Annotated in this window: 27 protein-coding genes, 3 tRNA genes and 1 pseudogene; 19 read left to right on the top strand and 12 right to left on the bottom strand. The window is 42.2% G+C overall.

The annotated features are described in order from the left end of the window. The 3 genes from EXH44_RS04825 to truD are packed head-to-tail and all read right to left on the bottom strand — an operon-like array spanning position 1 to position 2370. Positions 1-585: a YqaA family protein gene (locus tag EXH44_RS04825; protein WP_162856503.1), complete on the bottom strand. Its 585-nt coding sequence runs from the start codon at positions 583-585 to the stop codon at positions 1-3. Continuing rightward, on the bottom strand, positions 586-1350 hold the full coding sequence (gene surE / locus EXH44_RS04820) for a 5'/3'-nucleotidase SurE (RefSeq protein WP_162856502.1): 765 nt from the start codon (positions 1348-1350) through the stop codon (positions 586-588). Between the two features lie 9 nt (positions 1351-1359). Then, entirely contained in the window at positions 1360-2370 is a 1011-nt protein-coding gene (truD, locus tag EXH44_RS04815) for a tRNA pseudouridine(13) synthase TruD (RefSeq protein ID WP_162856501.1), read from the bottom strand. Positions 2371-2546: 176 nt separating this feature from the next. Here truD and tpiA point away from each other — a divergent pair, with 176 nt between their 5' ends. From tpiA to EXH44_RS04770, 9 genes are all read left to right on the top strand, one after another. Then, the gene (gene tpiA, locus EXH44_RS04810) at positions 2547-3338 is read left to right on the top strand and encodes a triose-phosphate isomerase (RefSeq protein WP_162856500.1); all 792 of its coding nucleotides are present in this window, start codon (positions 2547-2549) and stop codon (positions 3336-3338) included. 167 nt (positions 3339-3505) lie between these two features. Beyond that, positions 3506-3581, top strand: a tRNA-Lys gene (locus EXH44_RS04805). 23 nt (positions 3582-3604) lie between these two features. Continuing rightward, a tRNA-Lys gene (locus EXH44_RS04800) sits at positions 3605-3680 on the top strand. Positions 3681-3702: 22 nt separating this feature from the next. Next, positions 3703-3778 (top strand) — tRNA-Lys (locus EXH44_RS04795). Positions 3779-3888: 110 nt separating this feature from the next. Continuing rightward, a complete protein-coding gene (gene mltG, locus EXH44_RS04790; RefSeq protein ID WP_162856499.1) occupies positions 3889-4923 on the top strand; it encodes an endolytic transglycosylase MltG in 1035 nt (344 codons plus the stop codon). Then, complete coding sequence (gene tmk / locus EXH44_RS04785) at positions 4923-5549, top strand: dTMP kinase (RefSeq protein ID WP_162856498.1); 627 nt, start codon at positions 4923-4925, stop codon at positions 5547-5549. Before mltG ends, tmk begins: the two co-directional genes overlap by 1 nt. Before the next feature lie 54 nt (positions 5550-5603). Beyond that, a complete protein-coding gene (locus EXH44_RS04780; RefSeq protein WP_162856497.1) occupies positions 5604-5891 on the top strand; it encodes a BrnT family toxin in 288 nt (95 codons plus the stop codon). Next, on the top strand, positions 5888-6100 hold the full coding sequence (locus EXH44_RS04775; RefSeq protein ID WP_162856496.1) for a BrnA antitoxin family protein: 213 nt from the start codon (positions 5888-5890) through the stop codon (positions 6098-6100). The genes EXH44_RS04780 and EXH44_RS04775 overlap by 4 nt, the downstream gene beginning before the upstream one ends. Positions 6101-6114: 14 nt before the next feature. Next, on the top strand, positions 6115-7104 hold the full coding sequence (locus EXH44_RS04770; RefSeq protein ID WP_162856495.1) for a DNA polymerase III subunit delta': 990 nt from the start codon (positions 6115-6117) through the stop codon (positions 7102-7104). Here EXH44_RS04770 and EXH44_RS04765 read toward each other — a convergent pair. Beyond that, positions 7101-8633, bottom strand: coding sequence for a YifB family Mg chelatase-like AAA ATPase (locus EXH44_RS04765; RefSeq protein ID WP_162856494.1), 1533 nt, complete (start codon positions 8631-8633; stop codon positions 7101-7103). The two genes, EXH44_RS04770 and EXH44_RS04765, sit on opposite strands and share 4 nt — an antisense overlap. Before the next feature lie 161 nt (positions 8634-8794). Between EXH44_RS04765 and EXH44_RS04760 the strand changes: the two genes are divergently transcribed. From EXH44_RS04760 to hflX, 4 genes are all read left to right on the top strand, one after another. After that, positions 8795-9967: an FAD-dependent oxidoreductase gene (locus EXH44_RS04760; RefSeq protein WP_162856493.1), complete on the top strand. Its 1173-nt coding sequence runs from the start codon at positions 8795-8797 to the stop codon at positions 9965-9967. A gap of 83 nt (positions 9968-10050) precedes the next feature. Then, on the top strand, positions 10051-10992 hold the full coding sequence (miaA, locus tag EXH44_RS04755) for a tRNA (adenosine(37)-N6)-dimethylallyltransferase MiaA (protein ID WP_162856492.1): 942 nt from the start codon (positions 10051-10053) through the stop codon (positions 10990-10992). Between the two features lie 58 nt (positions 10993-11050). Next, the gene (gene hfq, locus EXH44_RS04750) at positions 11051-11329 is read left to right on the top strand and encodes an RNA chaperone Hfq (RefSeq protein WP_162856491.1); all 279 of its coding nucleotides are present in this window, start codon (positions 11051-11053) and stop codon (positions 11327-11329) included. Positions 11330-11378: 49 nt separating this feature from the next. After that, a complete protein-coding gene (gene hflX, locus EXH44_RS04745) occupies positions 11379-12713 on the top strand; it encodes a ribosome rescue GTPase HflX (RefSeq protein WP_482751215.1) in 1335 nt (444 codons plus the stop codon). A 33-nt stretch (positions 12714-12746) separates the two neighbouring features. Here hflX and udp read toward each other — a convergent pair whose 3' ends face one another. Both udp and asnC read right to left on the bottom strand, forming a co-directional pair. Then, entirely contained in the window at positions 12747-13514 is a 768-nt protein-coding gene (udp, locus tag EXH44_RS04740; RefSeq protein WP_162856490.1) for a uridine phosphorylase, read from the bottom strand. A gap of 111 nt (positions 13515-13625) precedes the next feature. Further along, entirely contained in the window at positions 13626-14117 is a 492-nt protein-coding gene (asnC, locus tag EXH44_RS04735) for a transcriptional regulator AsnC (protein ID WP_162856489.1), read from the bottom strand. Between the two features lie 176 nt (positions 14118-14293). Between asnC and asnA the strand changes: the two genes are divergently transcribed. Further along, positions 14294-15286 (top strand): aspartate--ammonia ligase, encoded by a 993-nt coding sequence (gene asnA / locus EXH44_RS04730; RefSeq protein ID WP_162856488.1) that lies wholly within the window; start codon positions 14294-14296, stop codon positions 15284-15286. A gap of 155 nt (positions 15287-15441) precedes the next feature. Here asnA and EXH44_RS04725 read toward each other — a convergent pair whose 3' ends face one another. The 4 genes and pseudogenes from EXH44_RS04725 to EXH44_RS04710 form a co-directional block, all read right to left on the bottom strand. Beyond that, on the bottom strand, positions 15442-16773 hold the full coding sequence (locus EXH44_RS04725) for a ferredoxin reductase family protein (protein WP_162856487.1): 1332 nt from the start codon (positions 16771-16773) through the stop codon (positions 15442-15444). 84 nt (positions 16774-16857) lie between these two features. After that, positions 16858-17256, bottom strand: a complete 399-nt coding sequence (locus EXH44_RS04720) for a YgiW/YdeI family stress tolerance OB fold protein (protein WP_162856486.1) — start codon at positions 17254-17256, stop codon at positions 16858-16860. Positions 17257-17385: 129 nt separating this feature from the next. Continuing rightward, positions 17386-18032, bottom strand: a pseudogene (locus EXH44_RS04715) (IS1595 family transposase). Positions 18033-18095: 63 nt separating this feature from the next. Next, positions 18096-18458 (bottom strand): winged helix-turn-helix transcriptional regulator, encoded by a 363-nt coding sequence (locus tag EXH44_RS04710; protein ID WP_162856485.1) that lies wholly within the window; start codon positions 18456-18458, stop codon positions 18096-18098. A gap of 146 nt (positions 18459-18604) precedes the next feature. Here EXH44_RS04710 and EXH44_RS04705 point away from each other — a divergent pair, with 146 nt between their 5' ends. After that, positions 18605-19264 carry an NAD(P)-dependent oxidoreductase gene (locus EXH44_RS04705; protein ID WP_162856484.1) on the top strand — a complete coding sequence of 220 codons (660 nt, stop codon included), beginning with the start codon at positions 18605-18607 and terminating at the stop codon, positions 19262-19264. A gap of 69 nt (positions 19265-19333) precedes the next feature. Here EXH44_RS04705 and EXH44_RS04700 read toward each other — a convergent pair whose 3' ends face one another. After that, positions 19334-20170: a BRO family protein gene (locus EXH44_RS04700; RefSeq protein WP_162856483.1), complete on the bottom strand. Its 837-nt coding sequence runs from the start codon at positions 20168-20170 to the stop codon at positions 19334-19336. A gap of 206 nt (positions 20171-20376) precedes the next feature. Between EXH44_RS04700 and EXH44_RS04695 the strand changes: the two genes are divergently transcribed. Next, on the top strand, positions 20377-20697 hold the full coding sequence (locus tag EXH44_RS04695; RefSeq protein ID WP_162856482.1) for an ArsR/SmtB family transcription factor: 321 nt from the start codon (positions 20377-20379) through the stop codon (positions 20695-20697). A 113-nt stretch (positions 20698-20810) separates the two neighbouring features. Beyond that, entirely contained in the window at positions 20811-22022 is a 1212-nt protein-coding gene (locus tag EXH44_RS04690; RefSeq protein ID WP_162856481.1) for an NADH:flavin oxidoreductase/NADH oxidase family protein, read from the top strand. Positions 22023-22089: 67 nt separating this feature from the next. Here the strand turns inward: EXH44_RS04690 and EXH44_RS04685 are convergent, their stop codons facing one another. After that, positions 22090-22698: a LysE family translocator gene (locus EXH44_RS04685; protein ID WP_162856480.1), complete on the bottom strand. Its 609-nt coding sequence runs from the start codon at positions 22696-22698 to the stop codon at positions 22090-22092. 108 nt (positions 22699-22806) lie between these two features. On the opposite strand from EXH44_RS04685, the gene EXH44_RS04680 reads away from it, so the two are divergent. Further along, positions 22807-23259: an Lrp/AsnC family transcriptional regulator gene (locus tag EXH44_RS04680; protein WP_162856479.1), complete on the top strand. Its 453-nt coding sequence runs from the start codon at positions 22807-22809 to the stop codon at positions 23257-23259. Positions 23260-23518: 259 nt separating this feature from the next. Further along, positions 23519-24511, top strand: a complete 993-nt coding sequence (locus EXH44_RS04675; protein WP_162856478.1) for a virulence RhuM family protein/type II toxin-antitoxin system death-on-curing family toxin — start codon at positions 23519-23521, stop codon at positions 24509-24511. Positions 24512-24523: the final 12 nt, after the last annotated feature.

Genomic DNA, 24523 nt, shown 5'->3' with positions numbered 1-24523 from the left:
CTATTTTAATAAGGTATAAAGAACATAGGCGACAACAGCTGCAGCTACTGTACCCCAACCAATTAACTCGATAGAACGACGGATTTTATCTGCGTATTTCTCTCCGCCCCATGCTGATAATTTTGCCACAAGAATGAATCGAGCAAAACGAGAAATTGCAGCTGTTAACACAAAAGGTAAAAATGCCATCTGCATGACACCTGCGCAAATAGTAAATACTTTAAATGGAATAGGTGAGAAGCCTGCTAAAAAGACAATCGCCACGCCCCAAGTTTCAAACCAAGCCATTGCTTGATCAAAGCTCGCTTGCATTCCCCAGCTTGCAATAATGTCTTTTACCCAATCAAATGCATATAATCCAATAAAGTAACCAATAATCCCCCCTAAGACTGAGGCAATTGTTGTGTAAATCGCATAGCGAGTCGCTAATTGCGGTTTACTCATCGACATAGGAATCAGCATCACATCAGGTGGAATAGGGAAAAAAATTGCTTCAATAAAACTCACAAAACTGAGCCAGACAGCTGCAAATTTATGTTTCGACCATTCCATGGTTTTATCATAAATTGTTCCGAATAATTTCATTTATAAAATCTCTTTTAAGGTTTGAATAGATTGATGAGCCGTCATATCTGCTTGTACAGGCGTGACGGAAACGTAGTTGTGATTAATCGCATAGAAATCCGTACCTTCACTTTCATCAGTCGGTTTACCTGTAGTTCCAATCCAATAAACATTTGAACCACGAGGATCTTGCTGTTTAATGATTTCGGCAGCAGGTGAACGGTCGCCCAAACGGGTAACCATCATGCCTTTGAGTTCTGCGTAAGGCACATTTGGTACATTGACGTTTAATACTTGGTTAGCAGGGATTTTATCAGTCACCACTTTTGGTAATAGATCCAACACTACTTGTGCTGCAGTTTCAAAATGGCACTGTCCGACCAAATAATTGGCGCCTTTGTGTCCAACAAGAGAAACTGCAATTGAAGGCAATGGCAAATGACGACCTTCAAGAGCAGCCGCAACCGTTCCAGAATAAATCACATCATCGCCTAAATTTGCACCATGGTTAATTCCTGAAATGACAAGTTCGAATGGCTCATCAAGTAAACCGTTTAATGCCAAATGTACACAGTCTGCCGGTGTGCCTGCGATAATAGCGTAATCACCATTCTCAAATTTATGAACACGAAGCGGATCAACCAAGGTTAAACAGCTTGATGCCGCACTGCGATTACGATCAGGGGCAACAATCGTCACTTTATGCCCTGCTTCTCTTAATGTTTTTGCTAATACTTGAATGCCGTGGGCATGAAAGCCATCGTCATTACTTAATAAAATATTCATTCTAATCCTTTATTTCTCTTCAATTTGAATTAATTCTCTCACCAACGCCGTGGCATAACTGCCAGCGTTTAAAAAGAATTTCAACCGTAATCCATCATCTTCAAATGCCCATTCAAAGTGCTGTGGTTTACAGAACATTGCACGGCGAGTAGCGTTCATTCGTTCTTTTGCCATTAATGCCAGTAGATCTTGATGTTCCGTCACGATTTTTTGCTCATACTCAGACACCGTTTGTGTCGCAGAGTTTTCGCCGACAAGCGGTGCAGTAAGTAAAATATCTTGCAATTCTAACCGCTTGTTAAGTTCCGCTAGTTCTTCTGCTTTTGCGACAAACCAGCTGTTTGAACCAGCCAGTTGCATTAAATCATTTTCCAATACTTGCTGGGTTAAACCGAGTTCAATGCGGTTAGACACAACAAGATTGAAAATTTCACTACGGGCGGCAGAAAGATAAAAACTGCGTTTCTTACGATCTTTGACTGAAATTTCACCTTTAGCCCAACGCTGTGCTTGGGTTAAATTATGTCCATCTCGCCCAAAACGCTGTTCAGTAAAATAATTCGGAAATCCGACCGCTTGTATTTGTTGCAAACGAGCGGTGAGATCATCGCTCTCTTTTACCTCTCTTAGCAATAGCTCAAAATGATTGCCAGCCAAACTTCCCACCCGAATTTTGCGGTTATGGCGAGTGACTGCAACGATTTCTACGCCGTCTAGTTGAAACTGTGAAAAATCAGGTGTTTCTTTGCCTGCTAAATGTAAACAGAACCATTGCTCTGTGACTGCGTGGCGATCTTTTAACCCAGCATAACTCATATTTTTAGCAGAAATACCTGCAAATTCTGCCAACTTTTCGCCGACAAACAAGGTATTTGCATCGGTTTTACGAATTTTTACCGCCACAAATTCCCCATCGCCTGACAAATCGTAGCCAAGCTCTTCTTTGACAATAAAATCGGCAAATTCTGCTTTCAATTGACCAGCTTGGGTCGGTTTGCCGAATAGATATGCTAATTGCATGATTTTTCCTATTAAAAAAGGCACGAAACAGTGCCTTATCGTTATTTAATGGCTATTTTAACAGTTATTTTTTAATCTTGAGTTGAAATCTTGCGGAAAAACAATAAATTCTTGTAAAAATTTGGTATAGTTTGCACGTTTTTATTTTTACATTTCACTCGAATAGGAGAAACAACATGGCACGTCGTCCGTTAGTAATGGGTAACTGGAAATTAAACGGTAGCAAAGCATTCACTAAAGAATTAGTGGAAAGCCTAAAAAGAGAACTTGATGGTGTAACAGGTTGTGATGTCGCAATCGCACCACCTGTAATGTATTTAGCAGAAGCAGAAGCAGCATTAGCGAGCTGTGGCTGTGAATGTACTACGAAGAAATTAATTTCGTTAGGTGCGCAAAACGTTGATGTGAATGTACAAGGTGCTTTCACAGGGGATATTTCAACGGCAATGTTAAAAGATTTTGGTGCGAAATATATCATTATCGGTCACTCTGAGCGTCGTACTTACCACAAAGAGAGCGATGAGTTTATTGCGAAAAAATTTGCAGCATTAAAAGAAGCAGGTTTAGTGCCAGTGTTATGTATCGGTGAAACGGAAGCAGAAAACGAAGCTGGTCAAACCGAAGCGGTATGCGCTCGTCAGTTAGATGCAGTATTAAATACTTTAGGTGCAGAAGCGTTCAACGGTGCGGTGATTGCTTATGAGCCAGTTTGGGCAATCGGTACAGGTAAATCTGCAACTCCAGCACAAGCTCAAGCAGTTCACGCTTTCATTCGTGGTCACATTGCAAAACAGTCACAAGCAGTGGCAGATCAAGTGATTATCCAATACGGCGGTTCAGTAAATGATGCGAATGCAGCAGAGTTATTTACTCAACCTGATATTGACGGTGCATTAGTAGGCGGTGCGTCACTTAAAGCCCCTGCATTTGCGGTGATCGTGAAAGCAGCTGAAAAAGCGAAAGCATAATTTTTTTCGCATAAAGACAAGCGGTAAGATTTGGTAAATTTTTTGCAAAATCTCACCGCTTGTGAATATTATTTGCTTGTAAACTATGCAAATAATCTAAAAAATAAAAAAAAGGGTTGATCTCAAACGTAAAATCCGTATGATACGCCCTCGTTACGCAAGATTATGGGTCGTTAGCTCAGTCGGTAGAGCAGCGGACTTTTAATCCGTTGGTCGAAGGTTCGAATCCTTCACGACCCACCATTTAATCAGCGTACCTTTCTAAAGGGTCGTTAGCTCAGTCGGTAGAGCAGCGGACTTTTAATCCGTTGGTCGAAGGTTCGAATCCTTCACGACCCACCACTTTAGAACTCAATTCCCAAACGGGTCGTTAGCTCAGTCGGTAGAGCAGCGGACTTTTAATCCGTTGGTCGAAGGTTCGAATCCTTCACGACCCACCATTTATTCTCAATTTGTAAAATTTTAGAAAAATCTTACCGCTTGTCATAGCTTTTTACTATTCCTTATAGTAAGGTTCGTTTCGTTTTTCTTTTGATCAATATTCCTAACCATGTTAAAAAAAATTCTTATTTCCCTTGGGCTTTTATCTGCGGTTGCCCTTGGTGGTGGCGTTTATGTTTACCAAAAACTCAATCAGTTAGCGGAACATCAACTAACCGTTAAACCTGAACAACTGTTTGTGTTAGAAAAAGGGACATCAAGCCAAAAACTCGCTCAGCTATTAGCAGAGCAAGGCATTATTCACCGTGATGATGTGGAGCTATTGCCCTATTTGATCCGCCTTAACCCTGAACTCAGTAAATTTAAGGCTGGGGTTTATGCGTTAGATAATATCGCTACGGTGAAAGAGCTGTTGCAACACTTCAACAGCGGTAAAGAAGTGCAGTTGAATGTGCAGTTTATTGAAGGGAAAACCTTTAAAACGTGGCGTGAGCAGTTGGCAAAGGCTCGTTATTTAGAACAAACTTTGACGGACAAAACCGAAGCCGAGATTGCGCAATTATTAGGTATCGCTCAGGATAAACTGGAAGGTTGGCTAGCCCCTGATACTTATAGCTATGTGCCGTATTCCAAAGACATTGATCTGCTTAAACGTGCTTATCAAAAACAGCAAAAGGTATTAGAGCAGGCTTGGCAAAATAGAGCGGAAAACCTACCGCTTAAAAGCCCTTATGAAATGTTAATTTTGGCTTCGATTGTCGAAAAAGAAACGGGTGTGGCGAATGAACGTCCGCAAGTGGCATCGGTGTTTATCAATCGCTTGAAAAATGGCTGGAAATTGCAGACCGATCCAACCGTCATTTACGGTATGGGCGATAAATATGATGGCAATATCCGTAAGAAAGATCTGCTTGAACCTACGCCTTATAATACTTATGTGATTGATGGCTTACCGCCGACACCGATTGCAATGCCGAGCGAAGCGTCGATTAAGGCGACGGCACAGCCTGACAGTACGCCTTATTTCTATTTTGTGGCGGACGGTTCGGGCGGACATAAATTCAGTCGTACCTTAGATGAACATAATAAAGCGGTGCGAGAGTGGATCCAAATTGAGCGAAATAAAAAGAGTGAGAACAAATAATGCGTGGAAAATTTATCGTCATTGAAGGATTGGAAGGAGCTGGCAAAAGCAATGCACAACGTGTCGTAAGTGAAACCTTAGTGGCTCACGGTATTGAATTTATTACCACCCGCGAACCGGGTGGAACGCCGATTGCTGAAGCACTTCGCAATTTATGGAAAGAAGGCAAAGACGGCGAGCATACAACCGACAAAGCGGAAGTGTTGATGATTTATGCAGCTCGTACACAGCTTGTAGAAACGGTGATCGAACCTGCTTTGGCTTCAGGCAAATGGGTTGTCGGCGATCGCCACAATATGTCAAGCCAAGCCTATCAAGGCGGTGGACGGGGATTGGCGGATCTCGTGGATAATGTAGGTTCAGCGATTTTAGGGGATTTTGAACCTGATTTTACGATCTACCTTGATATTGAACCGTCAATTGGTTTGGAACGAGCAAGGGGACGTGGAGCATTAGATCGTATTGAGCAACTCAACATCGACTTTTTCCACCGTACCCGTGAGCGTTATTTAGCCTTAGTCAAAGAGAATCCGAAAGCAGTTGTTATTAACGCTGAACCTGCGATAGAGCAGGTGTCGGCAGATATTCAACAAGCGGTGGAAATATTTTTAACATCAGAGAAATAATCTAAAGATTGTTTTGAATATGTAAATATAATATATTTACGAAGGAACATATCAATGTTTTCTATTGAAGGTTTTGAATGGGATAAAAAGAAAGCGGAGATTAACGAAAAAAAACACGGTATTACCTTTGATGAAGCCATCACCGTATTTTATGATGATCACGCCATTCTTATCCCAGATCCTGATCATTCATTTTATGAAGAACGTTTTTTATTATTGGGACGCAGTGAACGGAGTAATATTCTCGTAGTAGTTCATTGTGAGAGAGATAACAATCTCAGAATTATCTCGGCAAGAAAAGCGACAAAACAAGAAACTATACAGTATGGGAGGCAACAATGAGAGACGAATATGATTTTTCTAACGGTATCAAAAACCCGTATGCGACAACGTTGAAGTCAAAAAAAGTAGTCACAATTCGTATCGAAGATGAAACGATAGATTATTTTAAAAAATTATCTGATGAAGTTAATTTGCCTTATCAGACATTAATTAATCTTTATCTCAAAGATTGTGTAGCTCAACAACGAAAACCTAATATCAGCTGGTAATTTGTTGGATTAATATGAACCTGTACCCCTGGCACCAACGAACCCACTACCAAATTACTTCAACCTTTCAACAAGGTCGAGGGCATCACGCTTTATTGTTTAAAACAGACAGCGGTTTAGGAACTGAGCAACTTATTCGCCATTTTGCCCATTGGTTGCTTTGCCATTCACCACAACAGAACCAACCTTGCGGACAATGCAAAAGCTGTTTGTTATGGCAGAGTGGCAATCACCCTGATTTTCACCTGTTAGCCCCGATTGATGATAAGGATATTGGGATCGATCAAGTACGGGAGATCACTGCCAAATTACAACAATTTTCTCAACAGGGCGGAAATGCCGTAGTTTATCTGGCGGGGGCTGAACGTTTAACGGAAGCGGCGGCGAATGCGTTACTGAAAACCCTTGAAGAGCCGAACCAAAATGTCTATTTCTTATTGGAAGCTCCTTTGCAAGCCACAATGCTTGCCACCATACAAAGCCGTTGTCAGACGTGGTTAATTCATACGCCTGAACCGTCACAAGCATTTGAATGGCTACAAACGGAATGCCCAACCGCACAGCCAAACGAGATTGAAACCGCACTTCGTTTATGCCACAACCGCCCATTGCTTTGCAAAACATTCCTTGAAACAGACCGCTTGCCAAGCCGTAAAACCTTTTTGCAGACCTTTTGGCGTTTTTACAAAAGCCGAGATGTTTTCTTGCTCTTTTCTGCTTTTGACAAAGAGCCTGAGCAAGTGCTACAACAGCTTGAATGGCTGGGTTCGTTTTTCAGCGATGCCCTGAAAGCCAAAATGCAAATCGCAACAGGTTGGCTCAATCCAGATTTGCAAAACGGTATTCTGCCTTTTAGCGAACAGCTGACAGCTCAAAGTTTACTCAAAGGGCATCAAATTATCCAACAAACCCAACGGGATTTACGCGAAGTCAATGCGGTCAATCAAGAGTTGATGTTGTTGGACTGTTTGAGTAAGTTGGTGTTAGAGGTTTTTGAGAACTAACTTTCTCCTTGTAGTCGCTGTAATAAACGATCCATCGCCCGATAGCCCAAAGCTTCAGCCAAATGCGGTTGTTGGATTTGGGCTTCCCCAGCCAAGTCAGCAATGGTGCGAGAAACTTTGAGAATACGGTGATAAGCTCGCACTGACAAACCTAATTTCGTTAAGGCATTTTCTAAAAATAATGCATCTCGATCAGCCAGTTTACAATCTTGTTCAATCTCTTTGGTCGTCAGTTGAGCATTGATTTTCCCCCGACGGTTAAATTGCAAATGTCTTGCTTCAAGTACTCGCTTGCGAGCCTGTTCGGTGGTTTCCCCTCGTTGATCGGTATTATTTTGCAACGCACCTTGTGGCAGTAGCGGAACTTCAATCGAGAGATCGAAGCGGTCGAGAAAAGGCCCAGATAAACGGTTAAGATAACGCATTAATTGCTGTGGCGATGTTCGGTTGTGCGTACCTTGATAATGCCCTGTCGGGCTTGGGTTCATTGCGGCAATCAGTTGGAAACGGGCAGGGAACTGCACCTTGGCATTGGCTCTGGAAATAATGATTTCTCCCGACTCCAACGGCTGGCGTAATGCATCTAACACTTTCCGTTCAAATTCGGGCAATTCGTCCAAAAACAGCACGCCATTGTGTGCCAGTGAAATTTCCCCGGGTTTCGGGATCGAACCACCGCCCACCAAGGCAACCATTGATGCGCTGTGATGTGGGGAGCGGAAAGGGCGTTTTTTCCAGTTCTGAAAGTTGAGTTCATTTTGTACAAGGCTGGTGACAGATGCTGTTTCAATCGCTTCACCATCTTCCATTTCAGGCAATAGATCGGCAAGGCGACTGGCAAGCATTGTTTTACCTGTACCGGGTGGACCTAAGAATAACAGATTATGCTGACCGCTGGCGGCAATAATCAATGCCCGTTTGGCGTGCTGTTGCCCGATAATATCGGTTAAATCACGGCTGACGAGCGGTCTGTTTTCGGCAATATTTTGCGAAAGCTGTTGAGCAATTGGCAGTTGATCGCGATTGTTGAGAAAATTGACGACCTGTAACAAGGTTGAAGCACAGTAGGTTTGGGTATTGGAAACCAAGGAAACTTCATTGGCATTTTGTTGTGGGACGATAATTTCCCGCTTTGCTTTACTTGCCGCCAACACCGCAGGAATTGCACCGTGAACCCCACGCAAATGCCCCGTCAAAGACAGCTCGCCAAGCAGTTCAATCCGTTTGAGTTTATCACTGTCAATCTGTCCTGAAGCCGCCAAAATTCCAATGGCAATCGGCAAGTCAAAACGTCCGCCTTCTTTGGGGAGATCGGCAGGGGCAAGGTTGATAGTAATACGTCTGGCAGGGTAATCAAAATTCGCATTCATCAAAGCACTTCGCACCCTATCCTGTGCTTCTTTGACGCTTTTTTCAGGTAATCCGACCAAAGTAAGCCCAGGGCTTCCGCCACTGATATGCACTTCAATAGTCACTAATGGGGCTTCAACACCGATAGATGCTCGGCTGTAAATAATCGCTAAAGACATACTTTTTTTCCTTTTTTGTATTAGCGTAAAAAGTATGTTTATCTTTGAATAGCAAAAAATGTTGGTTTTTCGACGAGTGTCACAAAAATTTTGCAAAAATCAATGAAGATCTCACCGCTTGTAGTAAACTTCCGCCTAATAAATTTGAGAGGAAAATGACGATGGCTCAACAAGATGTGATTGTAATGGGTGGCGGAATGGTCGGGGCGGCGACAGCGTTAGGGTTGGCAAAGCTGGGGCTAAAGGTTGTTCTGATTGAGAAAAATCCGTTGCCGACATTTGATCCGAATGCACCTTATGATGTGCGAATTTCAGCGATTAGTGTGGCTTCCGTTGCGTTGTTGGAGAAATTAGGGGCGTGGCAGGCGATTGAAGCAATGCGAGTTTGTCCTTATGACGGCTTAGAAACTTGGGAAATTGATGGCTTTAACACCGCTTTTCACGCTAATGATCTTGGCTTAGATAAGTTGGGTTATATGGTCGAAAACAACCTCATTCAGCTTGGACTTTGGCAAGCGTTGGCACAATATCCGAACTGTCAGCAAGCGGTCGGTTTTGAGCAAATTTCTGCAAATCGTGATGAGAGCGGTATTTGGACGGTCGAGCTGGATCAGCAGGCGTTTTCCGCACCGCTATTGATTGCCTGTGATGGTGCAAATTCCCTTGTGCGTCGCTGGTCGGGTATAGGTTTGACGAGCTGGCAATATCGCCAACATTGTCTGCTTGCCGTAGTCAAGACTGCGTTACCGCAACAGAGTGTCACTTGGCAACAGTTTTTTGAAAGTGGCCCAAGAGCCTTTTTACCGTTACTTGAGCATAACGGTTGTGTGGTTTGGTATGACTCGCCACAACGCATTGCTCAACTGCAACAGATGGGCAAAGAGAAATTAAGTGCAGAGATTCAGAGCCATTTTCCTCGTCGTTTAGGCGAAGTTGAAGTGACCGCTCACGGGAGTTTTCCGCTCACACGTCAGCACGCCCAAAGCTATGTGCGAAATGGGATTGTCTTAGTTGGAGACTCTGCTCACACGATTAATCCACTGGCAGGGCAGGGGGTAAATCTCGGTTTTAAAGATGTGAAAGCCTTACTTGAAGTGATAGAACAAGCGGTCGAAAAAGGGCGGAATTTTGCAGATGAAGCAGTGTTAAAAGGTTACGAACAAAAACGTAAGCCCGATAATCTGTTAATGCAAACAGGAATGGATGTGTTCTATAAAACCTTTAAGACAGATTTATTGCCTGTGAAAGTCGCGCGTAATGTTGCGTTAATTGTGGCGGAGCGTGCAACGCCCTTGAAAAAACAGGCGTTGAAATATGCGTTAGGATTAGCTTAATTGTCTCAAGCGGTGAGATTCTGTGGCTTTTTTGCAAAGTTTCGCTACAATCTCACCGCTTGTTATTTTACAGATGAGATGTCATGCAAAAACCACTCGCCATTTTTTTAATGGGGCCAACGGCATCGGGGAAAACCGATCTTGCCATTGCCCTACGTCAACAATTACCCGTTGAAGTCATCAGTGTTGATTCCGCCTTAATTTATAAAGGTATGGATATAGGCACGGCTAAGCCGAGTAAAGCTGAACTCGAACTTGCTCCCCATCGTTTAATTGATATTCTTGACCCATCAGAAAGTTATTCTGTCATGAATTTCCGTGAAGATGCGCTACGAGAAATGGCGGACATTACGGCACAAGGCAAAATTCCGTTGTTGGTGGGTGGCACAATGCTTTATTACAAAGCATTGCTTGATGGCTTGTCGCCATTGCCTTCGGCAGATCCCGCTATTCGAGCGGAGATTGAAGCAAAAGCAGAGCAAATCGGTTGGGCTGGTTTACATCAAGAACTGGTTAATATCGATCCAATTTCAGCTGAACGGATCAACCCTAACGATAGTCAGCGTATTAATCGGGCGTTAGAGGTCTTTTATATTTCAGGTAAAACAATGACGGAGCTTACTGCACAGCAAGGGGAAGGTATTCCTTATGATATTATGCAGTTTGCGATTGCACCACAAGATAGAGCCGTATTACATCAGCGTATTGAACAACGCTTTCATAAAATGATTGATCTTGGTTTTGAGCAGGAAGTCCGTCAATTATATGAACGTGGTGATCTACACGGTGATTTGCCTTCTATTCGTTGCGTGGGCTATCGTCAGATGTGGGAATATTTGGAAGGGCAAATTTCTCTTGATGAAGCGATTTTTAAAGGCATTTGTGCGACTCGCCAGCTGGCAAAACGTCAAATTACGTGGTTAAGAGGTTGGACAAGTGAGCTAGAATGGCTTGATAGTTTAGATCCAGAAGGTGCTTATGCAAAAATGATCGAAAAAATGACGCCAAATTTTGAAAAACTGTGATAATATCGCCAATGCCTTTGGCAAAGCATTAAACAACAATAATTAGAAGGAACATAAAATGGCAAAAGGTCAATCTTTACAAGATCCATACTTAAATGCACTTCGCCGTGAACGGATTCCAGTTTCCATTTATCTCGTGAATGGCATTAAATTACAAGGTCAAATTGAGTCTTTCGATCAATTCGTTATTTTATTAAAGAACACCGTGAGTCAAATGGTTTACAAGCACGCAATTTCAACCGTTGTGCCGGCTCGTGCGATTTCTCACAACAATAACTCTAACCACGCTCATCAAGCACCAGTGCAATCTGCTGAAGTGGTAGAAAAGTCGGAATAATTTTATTACTACGTTAGATCTCTTGAATGAACCAAACACAGCAGATTCTGTGTTTGGTTTTCCATTGCCTGAAAAAGCGCAAAACACACCAGAAAAAGAACGTGCCATTGTGGTGCATCTTTATCTCTCTCAAACCAAAGATGTTGAAAATCTGATGGAGTTTCAAACCCTTGCCGAATCCGCAGGGGTAGAAGTTGTTGCTACATTGATAACCACACGTTCCGCTCCCCATATCAAATACTATGTTGGTCAAGGCAAAGCCCAAGAAATTGCGGATGCAGTCAAAGATTTTGATGCGACGGTCGTTTTGGTTAATCACCAACTTAGCCCAGCTCAAACGCGTAATCTACAATCCCTTTGCGATTGCCGAGTGGTAGATCGTACAGGTTTGATTTTGGATATTTTTGCCCAACGAGCAAGATCCCACGAGGGCAAATTGCAAGTTGAACTCGCACAGCTTCGCCATTTATCCACTCGCTTAGTCCGCCGTTTAGGTAACCAAGATCAACAAAAAGGCGGTGCGGTAGGCTTACGAGGCCCAGGGGAAACGCAGTTAGAAACGGATCGTCGTTTAATCAAGGTGCGTATTCAGCAGTTACAAAACCGCTTGGAAAAAGTGAGTAAACAGCGTGATCAGAACCGCAAAACTCGCCAAAAAGCGGACATTCCAACCATTTCCCTTGTCGGCTATACCAACGCAGGTAAATCAACCCTATTTAATGCGATTACCGATGCAGGTGTTTATGCGGCAGATCAACTGTTCGCTACCCTTGACCCGACATTAAGACGAATTCAAATTCAAGATGTTGGCACAGCAATTTTGGCAGATACTGTTGGCTTTATCCGCTTTTTGCCCCACGATTTGGTGTCTGCGTTTAAATCCACCCTACAAGAAACTACAGAAGCGACCTTGTTGCTACACGTGATTGATGGTGCAGACGACCGTAAAAATGAAAATATTGATGCAGTTAATCAAGTGTTAGATGAGATTGATGCATTAGAAATTCCAACCTTGCTTGTGTATAACAAGGTTGATCGCTTGGATGGTATTGAGCCACATATCGAATACAACGATGACGGCAAACCTGTGGCGGTTTACCTTTCGGCACAACAAAATCAAGGCATTGATCTTCTATTTGAAGCAATGCGAGCGAGATTGAAAAACGAGCTGGTCTGTGAAAGAGTGCTGTTACCGACAACAAGCGGTCAGATTTACACTAAATTTTACCAACAGCAATGTATTAAATCAGAACATTTCACTGAATTTGGCGATCGTCTAGTGGAAGTTGAAGTCGATAAAATTCAGTGGCAAAAGTGGCTTAAACAATACCCTGAACTCACGGAATTTGTTGAGTTTGCGAAGTGGGAAGAGAGTGAGAAATAGAAAATGGGCAGAAATTTCTGCCCATTGTCGTTTTTATTTATAATCCAACGCCAATTTACCCGCCGCTTCTACCACCACTGAAACTGCACGATCTTCCGTGCCTTTAATGGTTGCTTCGTTTGGGATCTCTTGTTGGGTACGGTTTACGATAACGCCTGAAACCATTCCTGAACGTAAGCCTAATGCAGAGCACATTGTAAATAAAGTGCCTGATTCCATTTCAAAGTTCATCACGTTCAAGTCTTGCCATTGTTTTAATGAGCCTTGGAAATGGCGGTAGATTTTACCTGTGAATGTATCGTAACGTTCTTGACCTGGGTAGAAGGTATCAGATGACGCAGTAATACCAACGTAAGGTTCAATCCCTTGATTTTTCGCTGCCGCATAAAGCTCATTCGTACAACGGAAATCCGCCACCGCTGGATATTCTAATGGTGCAAAATGGCGACTTGCACCGTCTAAACGTACTGCACCTGTTGTCACCAACACATCACCTACATTGATATGCGGTTGGATTGCCCCTGTTGTACCAATACGCAAGAAAGTACGCACGCCTAATTGAGCAAGTTCTTCAACACAGATAGAAACCGATGGTCCGCCAATACCTGTTGAGCAAACCACGATTGGCTGACCGCCTACATAGCCTAACCACGATGTAAATTCACGGGTTGAAGCTAAAAACTCTGGGTTATCCATTTTTGCTGCAATACGCTCACTACGAGCTGGATCGCCTGGAACGATAGCGACTTTTGCGCCTTTTAACATTGCTTTGGTTAAGCCAAGATGAAATACTTCTGACATAATTGACTCCTTTTGAGAAAAATTCGAGTAATCTAACCGCTTCATTCTACCAATCAAGCGGTCGTTTTAGCGATCTTTTTTGCAAATGGCGTTTCAAAAATGTGAACAAGATCAATAGGAAACGTTTGCTTGCGGTTTAATTTCTCGCAGAATTGGGTTCTGCATTGAAATTAGGGTGTCTGTTGATTGAATTTCATCAATGCCCTGAATTTTAGTAGCTAAAACATAGTGCAATTCTTGAATAGTATGGGTCATCACTTTAATAAAAATAGAGTAATCCCCTGTGGTGTAATAGGCTTCTACCACTTCATCAAATTCCTGCAATTTCGCAATCACCTTTTCATAATCTTTCGCACTTTTTAGAATAATCCCAATAAAACAACACACATCATAGCCCAGCTTACGCGGATTAATACGAACTTTAGTGCCTTCAATAATCCCTGCTTGACGCATTTTTTCGACACGAACGTGAATTGTCCCTGCACTTACTCCAAAATTTTTTGCCATTTCAGCATAGGGAACTCGAGCATCTTGGGTTAAGACTTGCAGAATTTGTTGATCCAGTAAGTCAATCTGCGATGTTGCCTGATAGTTTTTATGCATTTTCTGTTCCTTTTCTATCTTTTGTTAGAAATCAACTAAAATATATCATATTTTATTAGATAATATCTAATACAAACTAACTTTGTTTGATTTTTTTATGTAAGTTGTTGCGTTTATCAAGAATTAATTTAAATTACGCACATCTCTTACAGATTTTATTCAAAAGGAAATTTATTATGCAAAAATCATTTATTCTTCAACAACAAGAAATCAGCTTTGTTAAGAACACTTTTACACAAAACCTCATTGAACAGTTAGACATTATTGAAGTACAAGGCCCAATCTTAAGCGAAGTGGGCAACGGTATGCAGGATAACTTATCAGGTATCGAAAAAGCGGTACAAGTGAACGTAAAATGTATCCCTGGTGCAGTTTATGAAGTGGTTCACTCATTAGCTAAATGGAAACGCCACACCCTTGCACGTTTTGGTTTCCAAGAAGGGGAAGGCTTATTCGTTCATATGAAAGCATTACGCCCAGATGAAGACTCACTCGACCCAACACACTCTGTTTATGTGGATCAATGGGACTGGGAAAAAGTGATTCCAGCAGGAAAACGCAACTTCGACTACCTAAAACAGACTGTTCGCTCAATCTACCGCGCAATTCGTTTAACCGAATTAGCCGTTGAAGCACGTTTTGATATTCCGTCTGTATTACCAAAAGAGATTACCTTTGTTCACAGCGAAGATTTAGTGAAACGCTACCCAACATTAACCAGCAAAGAGCGTGAAAATGCGATTTGTAAAGAACACGGAGCGGTGTTCCTAATCGGTATCGGTGGCAAATTATCAGACGGCAAAGCTCACGACGGCCGTGCTCCAGACTACGACGACTGGACAACCGTATCAGAAGGCGAATACAAAGGCTTAAACGGCGATATTTTAGTTTGGAACGAACAACTTGGTACAGCGTTTGAATTATCATCAATGGGTATCCGTGTTGATGAAACCGCACTACGCTTACAAGTAGCATTAACAGGCGACGAAGACCGTTTAGAAATGGACTGGCACAAAGATTTGTTAGCAGGACGTTTACCACTTTCAATCGGAGGCGGTATCGGTCAATCACGTATGGCAATGTTCTTATTGCGTAAAAAACATATCGGTGAAGTGCAATCAAGCGTATGGCCGAAAGAGATGTTGGCGAAATTCGAAAACATTTTATAATCTAATCACTAAATTAAACGGATAACAAGCGGGTGGATCACAGCAGTTTTTTGCAAAATATTGTTGGGATCTACCCGCTTGTATTTATAAGACACTTTTTCTTTTAGGCTGAAACATAAATTTTAAGCAGGTTATTTCACCTGCTTAATCTATGTTTAACGCATCTCAAATAATTCTTGATGGAATTTATTTTTATTGAAGCCCAATAAAGATAAGTCCAATTTTAATTGTGTTGCAAAAGCGGTATTACCACAGAACCAAACTGTTGCATTTTTTATATCCGCCATATTTGCTACAATTGTTTCTGCGGTTAAATGTCCTTGTGTTTGGCTGTTCCACAAATGGAGTACCACATTCGCTTGTTGAGCAGTTTGTTTTAATTGCTCAATAAATTCTGCGTCACTCTCACGATAACAGTAATAAAGAGCGACTTTTGATGTAGCTTGTGAAGCAATGCGTTGCTCTAATCCAGCCATAAATGGCGTAATGCCAACCCCTGAACCGATCCAAATTTGCTCTGAGGCTTGATCTTCAAAGGTAAATTTGCCATAAGGTCCTGTAATTTCAATGCTTTTACCCACAGCAAAATGTTGAGCAAGATTGTTGGTGTAATCGCCAAGTTGTTTGATCACAAAACGGAGATAAGGTTTATCCGCATTCCAACTTGATGCGATAGTAAAAGGGTGACTTTCCCCATCGGCTTGAATAAATGCAAACTGCCCAGCTTGATGTCCTTGCCACTGTGGAACTTCAATCGTCACCGAATAGCTGTTCATCGCAGTAAGCGGTTGGATTGCCACAATTTTTCCCACATAACGTTTCTCTTTATCAATGCCTTTAAACAATACAACGAAGGCAGAGTAGCTACCCATTAACATTAACAGAGCCATCACCCAACCGACAGGCTGTGACCAGTAAGGGAATTTAATCAAGACAACAGCGTGGAACACCAAAGCAAGATAGCTTACGGCAAGCATTTTATGGGTTTTCTTGAACCAGTGGTAAGGGATACGTTTTGCTAAAGCAACAACCATTAAAACCAAAGCAAGATAAAAAGCCCATTCGCCAACATCTTCGGCAATGCCTTTGAAACTCTTTAACCACACCTCAAAATCAAAAGGGGCATTAGGATCAATCACAGGTTTTTTCTTCACAGGTTTTGTGACAATACCTAAACTGACCAACCATCTTGAGCCTTGGGTAAACCAGTAATGTGTTAATGTCGCCACTAAAGCCGTAATACCTAACCATTTATGCAAGCGGTAAGTTTTGTCCAATCCATTGAAAAAGGTTTCAAGCCACTTAGGACGAATAGCAAGCCACATACAGAGGCTCATCGCCCCCATTGCAATAATGCCACTATACTGGTTGGCAAGATCACGCAAACCATAGTACATAAACGGCTCAGGCAATTTTACCCCCGTACCAAACCACAGCACGCTAATTGTAAGAATAAAAAACCAAGGGATAAGTTTAATTTTGTTCATAGAAAGAATTTCCGAAAATCAGGCATAAAAAAGCGGTCAGCTTCTGCAAATTATTTGCAAAAACAGACCACTAGTGAGGATAAATTATTTCTTGGTAATCTGTTTTACATCAACTTGAACTTTGTTCCAATCGTTATCGACTTTACCACGAATTTGAATGGTATCTTGAGGGCCGATATTTAAGCCATTCCAAGCACGTTTGCTTACATCAATTTCGATCTCACCTGTTGCGTCTTTAAAGATAAACTCATCTTTGTCGATTTGTTTAACGATTTGTCCTTCAAGTAGTGCAGGGGTGTCATCAGTTGCTTTAAGTGCATCTGCTACGCTTTTCACTGCGAGACTTTCATCAAAGAAACCTTGTGATTGATGTGTTTTTGCTTTACCATCGTGATAGCCACCGTGACGATGATCATCATCACCTTTTGCCATTGATACAGTAGATACCGCTAATAATGTTGTTAAGATAATTGCTTTTTTCATAGAATACTCCGAATAATTAAAATAATAAGTATGAATAACGAAGGCTCTTGCCTTTCGTTGAGAGTATTAAACCAAGCAAATCTTAAAAAATTCTTAAGAAGTAAAAAATTTTGGGGTTGTCCTAGATAACTAACTTAGACTGCCCTTAACTAATTGTTTTAAAATGGAAATTTGAGATTTTAAGTTACTGTGATTAAAACGCCATTCGCATTCCTTCAAATACAACTCAAAATGTGCTTTGGAAATACCGTTAAACTTGCGTAAATGACGTTTAGCTTGGTTCCAAAAATTCTCAATTCCGTTTATATGATTTTGTTTTTCTGCGAAATGAGTACTGTGATTGATACGAAAATGATTAAACTCACTCACATCAAGAACATCATAGCTTCGATAAAAATCGGTGTAAACAATGCTGTCAGGCTTCACCTTTTCTCGAATAATCGGTAAAAGTGTCGCAGATTGAGTATTCGGTACAACGACGGTATACACCTTACCATCACGCTTTAAAAGCCCGAAGCGGTTTTACCCACAGCTCCACGACCTCGTTTACCTTTGCGAGTGCCGCCAAAATAGCTTTCATCGGCTTCAATTTCACCTTCAAACATCTCCATATGTGGGCTGTTTTGATAGATAAGCAATCGCAGACGATAGAAGTAATAGGCTGCTGTCGTTTTATTTACATTTACCAACTCAGCTGCTGTTCGAGCAGTGACACCTGCCACAAACAGCTCAATGAGTTTATTTTGTTTATGCTGACTTAGACGACTTTTTCTCATTTGGTTATTTTAACCTAAAATAGAGCTTTTAGTCGTTATCTAGGACAGCCCCAAAATTTTTTATTATGGCTTATTTTTCAAAATCCCATTTAAATTCTCTTCCAACCAGTCCACCAAATCCGCTAATTTTTCGCCAGCCTGTAAGCCAAAATCTGTTAGCGAATATTCAACGTGTGGCGGAACGGTATTGTAGGATTTACGATTGAGCATACCGTCTTGTTCCAGCTGTTGCAGTGTTTGGGTCAGCATACGCTCGCTCACGCCGTCAATCTCACGGCGGATTTCGCTAAACCGTTTTGTGCCTTTCATCAACACAATCATCACCAACACACCCCAGCGGTTAGTGAGATGTTGCAAAATTTCACGAGAAGGACATTGAGCGGATAATACATAACCCCGTTCAGTTAAATCTGAAAATTTTTCCATTTTTATTTCCTTAAATTTCAATCAGTTAAAAATTATTTCCAAAACTAACATTTTTGTAAGTACTTACATAAAATAAGTTATTAACCTATACTACTCCACATCAGCCAGTTTGGCAAATGTAATCAACTTAATCAGAGGAAAACAAAATGAAAAAAATCGCAGTAATTGGTGCAACAGGTTATGTAGGTAGTGCAGTGGTAGCGGAGTTGGCGAGCCGTGGTCATCAAGTAACGGCGTTTGCGCGTAATACTGACAAAGTAGCAAAAGCAGACAACGTGCAAGCGGTGAGTTTTGATGTAAATTCTGCGGATTTTGCGGAACAGTTAAAAGGTTTTGATGCGGTAGTGAGTGCGTTTAACCCAGGTTGGACAAATCCAAATATCGCCGAAGATTTTACCCGTGGAGCAAATGCAATTACCGAAGCGGCAAAAGCAGCGCAAGTGCCGTATTTATTAATTGTGGGCGGTGCAGGTAGCTTGTATGTTGCCCCAAATGTGCAACTAATTGATACAGACGCTTTCCCGAAAGAGATTTTTGCAGGGGCAAATGCAGCTCGTAATTTGCTCAACGACTTGCGTTATCGCCGTGATGTGAACTGGGCATTTATTTCACCACCAGCCTTATTAGGTGCAGACGCAGGTTTCAGCGAAGAGCGCACAGGTGAATATCGTTTAGGCAGCGAAGAATTATTGATGAACGGCGAAGCCCCAGCAGGCATCAGCGTAGCAGATTTAGCCATTGCCATTGCAGACGATGCAGAAAAACAAGCTCACTTGTTTAAACGTTTTACTGTGGCAAGCAAGTAACGAAAAGAGAAATTAAAAAATGCCGTCTGCTAGTTTGAAATGCGGACGGCATTTTTGTTATCACAAAATTCATTTCTTCTGTTTCGCCACATCTTCAATCAGCTTGGCAAAATCCACGGCATTTTGGCGACTTAGCACGGGCTTGCCCGTTTGGGTTTCGATTTCTTTGCGTGCATTACCTGCCACAGTACCACCACGTTGTGCGACTTGCTTGTTTTCGTCTAAACCTTGCGGATTGGTTTGTTTGGTCAGCTCAGTGGTAGTGGCTTCGGCGAGCATATTCAGCACCAATTCCAATGTGGTCATATTGTCTCGCAGATTTTCCTTTTTTAACCCCTTGAAATTTTTGTACTCACGTGTTGTCATTCCTGCCCAAGCACGGCTGATTTCATCAGTCAAAATGGCAAATTCACGCCCCGCTGCGACACCGTGATCCTGCCAAGCGTCAGTCAGTTCTTTTCGTACCTGAATTGCCTGCAGACGCTGGTTGATCCATTCTCTTGAATAACCTTTTTTCAGGTAAGTTTCTAAAGCTCGGCCGATGGTTAATTCAGGATCAATGATCTCATCAATCCGTTCCTTCCCCACTTCCGCCAGCCACATTTTAAACGGCTCGGCTTTTGGGCTTGGAATAGACTGAATAATGCGGAAAATGCCTGTCATATCGGCGGCTTGTACTTGGCGTTTTTTGCCATCCATCGCCATCATCGTAACAGGGGTACAAATTGTACCCCACTTGGCAGCAAGTTCAGCATCACGGCTTCGCATTTTCTTGATGTATTGTTTCGGATCTGCACTCTCCGTCAGCACCGCTACAATATCCACCACGCTGAAAAACCATTCTTGTTTTTCTTCGTCCCACACTGAGCGAATTTGTTGATTTTCAAAAAGTTTAATTTCGTTCATTGATAACTTTCCACTGTATAATTTTTCAGGTATTCAACCATAGACTTTATCCAGTATCAATACTGTATAAACGAAATTTTTTGTTTTTTCGATCGACTTCACACAAAGAGCGGTAGGATTTGCGAAATTTTCAGAAAATCTGACCGCTTGACAATTTACGCTACCACATTTAAGATGTGTTCAAATTTTTAAACCTATAAACAAATATGAGCCAAAAAACCGTTGATATTTTGCGTGAGTGCATTCCGACTTTTACTGTGTTAAGCGATGAAAACCGCTTGATGATTTTGCATATTTTGTTTGAAAACGGTAGCTTGAATGTCAATGATTTGACCGAACGACTGCATTTATCACGCCCTGCGGTGTCGCATCATCTCAAAATTATGTTAGACGCAGGTTTGGTGCGTGTTGATCAGCAAGGCAAAGAGCGTTATTACACCGTGAGCCTACAACAAGTCGGCGAGCGTTTTCGGCGTTTGATGGCATCGTTTATTGCAGATGGTTGTATTAAACCATTGGACGACTAGCTAATTTTTATGATTACCTAACACGGCTATTGCTAGAGTTGCTGGTATTTAGCCGTAATTTTTTACCCAAATGGGTTTATATTTTTAAACCTATAATCTCAATAAGGAATTTTATGCTATTTCAACCTTTTACCTTTTCTAACGGCAAAACAGCCAAAAACCGTTTTTTCAAATCCGCAATGGAAGAACAACTTGCCAAACAAAACCAACCGACAATGCCGTTGGTGCAACTTTATGACACTTGGGCAAAGGGTGGCGCTGGCGTGTTGGTGACGGGCAATGTGATGGTTGCTAAAAACGGCAAAGGCTCGATAAACGATGTGGTACTTACGGACGAACGCAGTTTGCCGATTTTGCAACAATGGGCGAAGGCTGGCACGCAAAACGATACGTTGCTGATTATGCAGATTAACCACGCAGGCAAACAGTCGCCAAAAGTGTTGTCGCCAACGCCTGTGGCACCAAGTGCGGTGGCGTTGCAGGGAATGGACGGCTTTATCAATCCACCCAGAGCCTTAACTGGATCTGAAATTGATACCTTAATTCAGCAATTTGCCACCACCGCAAAAATCGCCGAAAAAGCCGGATTTTCGGGCGTGCAAATTCACGCCGCACACGGCTATTTAATCAGTCAATTTTTATCGCCGCACCACAACCGCCGTGAAGATAAATGGGGCGGCAGTCTTGAAAATCGTATGCGATTTTTAGTGGAGATTTACCACGCCATTCGTGCGGTGGTGCAGCCTGAATTTTTGGTCGGCTTAAAACTCAACTCGGCGGATTTCCAAAAAGGCGGTTTTGACGAAACGGACAGCATTCAAGTAGTGCAAAAAATGGCGGAATTAGGCATTGATTTTATTGAGATTTCAGGCGGCAACTATGAAAGCCCCGAAATGCTAACCGCCAAAGCCAGCACGCAAAAGCGTGAGGCGTTTTTCTTGGATTATGCCGAAAAAGCCCGTGCCGTCTGCAACGTGCCGCTGATTATCACGGGCGGTTTCCGTAGTGAAAATGCAATGAATGAGGCACTGCAAAGTGGACATCTGGATTTTATCGGCATCGCCCGACCTTTTGCCTTACAACCCGATTTACCGAACCAAATTCAACAAGGCAATTATCAAACCATCGTGACCAACCGCATAAAAACAGGTTTCGCCCCAGTGGATAACAAACTTGGTGCGGTGCTGGAAATGGATTGGTATATGGCACAAATGGCGTTAATCGGCAGTGGCAAACAGCCAAATCCGAAACTTTCGCCGTGGAAAGTGTTGCTCAAAGCACTTTGGGAAAACGGCAAAGCAGGGTTGAATACGGGGAGATCTTAGGAAAAAGCGGTGGGATTTTCACAAGATTTTGCAATCTGCAAAAAATTCAGAAAACCCGACCGCTTGTTTAGTTAATCCCCTGTTCTACCAACATTCTCACCGCAATTACGATCATTAATATGCCTGAAAGACGGCTGATACCTTTAGCTAAAGTCGGGTGGTGGCGGAGGGCGATGCCTGCGCCGATGCCTACAAAGGGGTAAATCAGCGAGCAGTTGAGAATGTGGAGTGCGCCCAATAACACCGTTTGGCTTGCCATTGACCAATCAGATTGCAAAGTTAAAAATTGCGGTACGATGGCTAAAAACATTAGCAGTACTTTTGGATTTAAACCACTCACGGCGATACCTTTGAATAGCCATTTCCGCCCTAAATCTTGTGAGAGATCTGTTTCAGCGACAGTGGCAGGCGTGCGAATAATTTGTATGCCGATCCAAATTAAATAGGCAGCCCCTATCCAATTCAGTAAATGCAATAACGGCGGATAGGAGGCGATGACGACCCCTAATCCTGCTGCGACCAATAAAATGACCAGCAAATAGCCCAACAACATTCCACACAAGGCAGGCAATACACGTTTTTGCAAACCTGCAGAAATCAAATACGCCCAATCTAAACCCGGTACGCAGGTTAATGAAAGCGATAACGTCCAAAATCCAAATAATGTGCTGTCCATACATTTCCCTTAAATCGTTTGAAATTGCAGAAAATTGTACTAATTTGGGGCTGGAAAGTGTTTGCGAAGATTGCTAAACTTTAGCTTATTTTTAGAAGAAAATTGCGCATGGATAGAATAGATAAGAAAATTATTGCGGAATTGCAGAAAAATGGGCGAATTTCTTTAACGGAGCTTTGTGAGAAAGTTGGGATCAGCCTGTCGCCTTGCCAACGCCGTGTTAAACAGTTGGAACAAGACGGCATCATCCGAGATTATCAAGCAAACATTAATCCACAAGCGGTCGGGCTGAATTTCTCCGCTATTGTGTTTGTGGTGCTGAAAGACGGTAACCAAGAGAGCATTATTGCCTTTGAAAATGCGTTAGCGGACATTCCTGAAATTATCCAAGCTCAACGGCTATTCGGCGAGCACGATTACATTTTGCATATTGTTACCACCGAGCTTGGCGCATTTCAAAAGTTGTATGACCAACGTTTGTCTAATTTGCCGTCCATTCATCGCCTGACTTCCACATTGGTTATGAAAGAGGTTTTACAACGTAGGGCTTTGCCGATTTAAGAGAAAGAGCGGTCGGATTTTGATGAGATTTTGCGATTTGCCAGTATTTTTAGGGGGCGTATAAACACACTTTTTTTGTCCAAAATTTTCTTTTTGTGATCTTGTTCGAAAAAATCACCGCTTGTTGTTTTCTTGATTGCGGTTTTATTCTATGTTTACGTCAAAATTTAACCGTTGCAAAAAATGCAACAACTCAAATAATTGATTAAATTTTAACTGCTAAGGATTTCTTACAAGTTCAAATTCAACAGGATCAATAATGCAAAACCAAATTCAACTTTATACGTCCGCAGACGGCAAAATTTCCTTACAGGTTTCATTGGATAATGAGACGGTGTGGCTTACGCAATCTCAAATGGCAAGCTTATTTGGGGTTAAGGCTCAGAACATAACAATGCATCTGAGAAATGTTTATGCCGAACAAGAGCTTGATGAAAATTCAACTTGTAAGGATTTCTTACAAGTTCAAATTGAAGGTGAAAGAACGGTTTCTCGTAAACGAAAACACTACAACCTTGATGCCATTATTTCTGTGGGGTATCGAATTAGCTCTAAGCGTGCGACACAATTCCGCCAATGGGCAACCCAAACTTTGAAACAATTTTTGGTGCAAGGTTATGCGATTAACCAAAAACGCTTGCAGGAAAAAGGCGTGGAGTTTAGTCAAGCGGTGGCATTGTTAAGTCAAACGCTGACTAACCAAGCCTTGATTAGTGATGAAGGTAAGGCAGTTATTGGTGTGGTGCAGGGCTATGCGAGAACTTGGAGCTTGTTGCAGGCGTATGATGAGCAAAATCTAGCGGCAATTTCGGTGCAGCAGCCTGAAATGAAGCCCTTGGTATTTGAAGATGTTTTAACTGCTATTTCGCAATTAAAACAAGAGCTGATTGCCAAAGGCGAGGCAACCGAGTTGTTCGGGCAGTTGCGAAGTGATGGCTTGGCATCGGCGATTGCGACTATTGAACAAGGCTTTGGCGGAGAGTGGTTTTATCCGAATATAGCCAGCCGAGCGGCTCATTTGTTGTATTTTGTGATCAAAAACCACCCGCTTGCAGACGGCAATAAACGCACGGGTTCTTTCCTGTTTTTATGGTATTTGCACCAAAATCAAGCCCTGCTTGCTAAACCTGTGAATGAGTTGATTAATGATAATACCTTGGTTGCTCTTGCATTGTTGGTGGCAGAAAGTTTGCCTGAACAAAAAGAGTTGATGATCCGTTTAGTGGAGCATTTTATTTTGTTGAAGGGGTAGTAGTGCATTAGC

The sequence above is a fragment of the Actinobacillus indolicus genome, from assembly GCF_004519515.1.
Lineage (GTDB): Bacteria > Pseudomonadota > Gammaproteobacteria > Enterobacterales > Pasteurellaceae > Glaesserella > Glaesserella indolica_A.
Note: the sequence above shows the minus strand (reverse complement) of the source record. Positions and strands in the feature narration are given on the sequence as shown.

Bases quoted from the DNA above. Each gene is read 5' to 3' on its own strand.
- EXH44_RS04725 (WP_162856487.1), bottom strand. From the start codon at position 16,773: ATGAACAAAATTAAACTTATCCCTTGGTTTTTTATTCTTACAATTAGC.
- EXH44_RS04680 (WP_162856479.1), top strand. From the start codon at position 22,807: ATGGATAGAATAGATAAGAAAATTATTGCGGAATTGCAGAAAAATGGG.
- EXH44_RS04675 (WP_162856478.1), top strand. From the start codon at position 23,519: ATGCAAAACCAAATTCAACTTTATACGTCCGCAGACGGCAAAATTTCC.
- EXH44_RS04705 (WP_162856484.1), top strand. From the start codon at position 18,605: ATGAAAAAAATCGCAGTAATTGGTGCAACAGGTTATGTAGGTAGTGCA.
- EXH44_RS04775 (WP_162856496.1), top strand. From the start codon at position 5,888: ATGAGAGACGAATATGATTTTTCTAACGGTATCAAAAACCCGTATGCG.
- surE (WP_162856502.1), bottom strand. From the start codon at position 1,350: ATGAATATTTTATTAAGTAATGACGATGGCTTTCATGCCCACGGCATT.
- tpiA (WP_162856500.1), top strand. From the start codon at position 2,547: ATGGCACGTCGTCCGTTAGTAATGGGTAACTGGAAATTAAACGGTAGC.
- tmk (WP_162856498.1), top strand. From the start codon at position 4,923: ATGCGTGGAAAATTTATCGTCATTGAAGGATTGGAAGGAGCTGGCAAA.
- asnA (WP_162856488.1), top strand. From the start codon at position 14,294: ATGCAAAAATCATTTATTCTTCAACAACAAGAAATCAGCTTTGTTAAG.
- EXH44_RS04700 (WP_162856483.1), bottom strand. From the start codon at position 20,170: ATGAACGAAATTAAACTTTTTGAAAATCAACAAATTCGCTCAGTGTGG.
- EXH44_RS04720 (WP_162856486.1), bottom strand. From the start codon at position 17,256: ATGAAAAAAGCAATTATCTTAACAACATTATTAGCGGTATCTACTGTA.
- EXH44_RS04695 (WP_162856482.1), top strand. From the start codon at position 20,377: ATGAGCCAAAAAACCGTTGATATTTTGCGTGAGTGCATTCCGACTTTT.
- EXH44_RS04685 (WP_162856480.1), bottom strand. From the start codon at position 22,698: ATGGACAGCACATTATTTGGATTTTGGACGTTATCGCTTTCATTAACC.
- mltG (WP_162856499.1), top strand. From the start codon at position 3,889: ATGTTAAAAAAAATTCTTATTTCCCTTGGGCTTTTATCTGCGGTTGCC.
- miaA (WP_162856492.1), top strand. From the start codon at position 10,051: ATGCAAAAACCACTCGCCATTTTTTTAATGGGGCCAACGGCATCGGGG.
- EXH44_RS04825 (WP_162856503.1), bottom strand. From the start codon at position 585: ATGAAATTATTCGGAACAATTTATGATAAAACCATGGAATGGTCGAAA.
- EXH44_RS04760 (WP_162856493.1), top strand. From the start codon at position 8,795: ATGGCTCAACAAGATGTGATTGTAATGGGTGGCGGAATGGTCGGGGCG.
- EXH44_RS04690 (WP_162856481.1), top strand. From the start codon at position 20,811: ATGCTATTTCAACCTTTTACCTTTTCTAACGGCAAAACAGCCAAAAAC.
- EXH44_RS04770 (WP_162856495.1), top strand. From the start codon at position 6,115: ATGAACCTGTACCCCTGGCACCAACGAACCCACTACCAAATTACTTCA.
- udp (WP_162856490.1), bottom strand. From the start codon at position 13,514: ATGTCAGAAGTATTTCATCTTGGCTTAACCAAAGCAATGTTAAAAGGC.
- EXH44_RS04765 (WP_162856494.1), bottom strand. From the start codon at position 8,633: ATGTCTTTAGCGATTATTTACAGCCGAGCATCTATCGGTGTTGAAGCC.
- EXH44_RS04710 (WP_162856485.1), bottom strand. From the start codon at position 18,458: ATGGAAAAATTTTCAGATTTAACTGAACGGGGTTATGTATTATCCGCT.
- hfq (WP_162856491.1), top strand. From the start codon at position 11,051: ATGGCAAAAGGTCAATCTTTACAAGATCCATACTTAAATGCACTTCGC.
- EXH44_RS04780 (WP_162856497.1), top strand. From the start codon at position 5,604: ATGTTTTCTATTGAAGGTTTTGAATGGGATAAAAAGAAAGCGGAGATT.
- asnC (WP_162856489.1), bottom strand. From the start codon at position 14,117: ATGCATAAAAACTATCAGGCAACATCGCAGATTGACTTACTGGATCAA.
- truD (WP_162856501.1), bottom strand. From the start codon at position 2,370: ATGCAATTAGCATATCTATTCGGCAAACCGACCCAAGCTGGTCAATTG.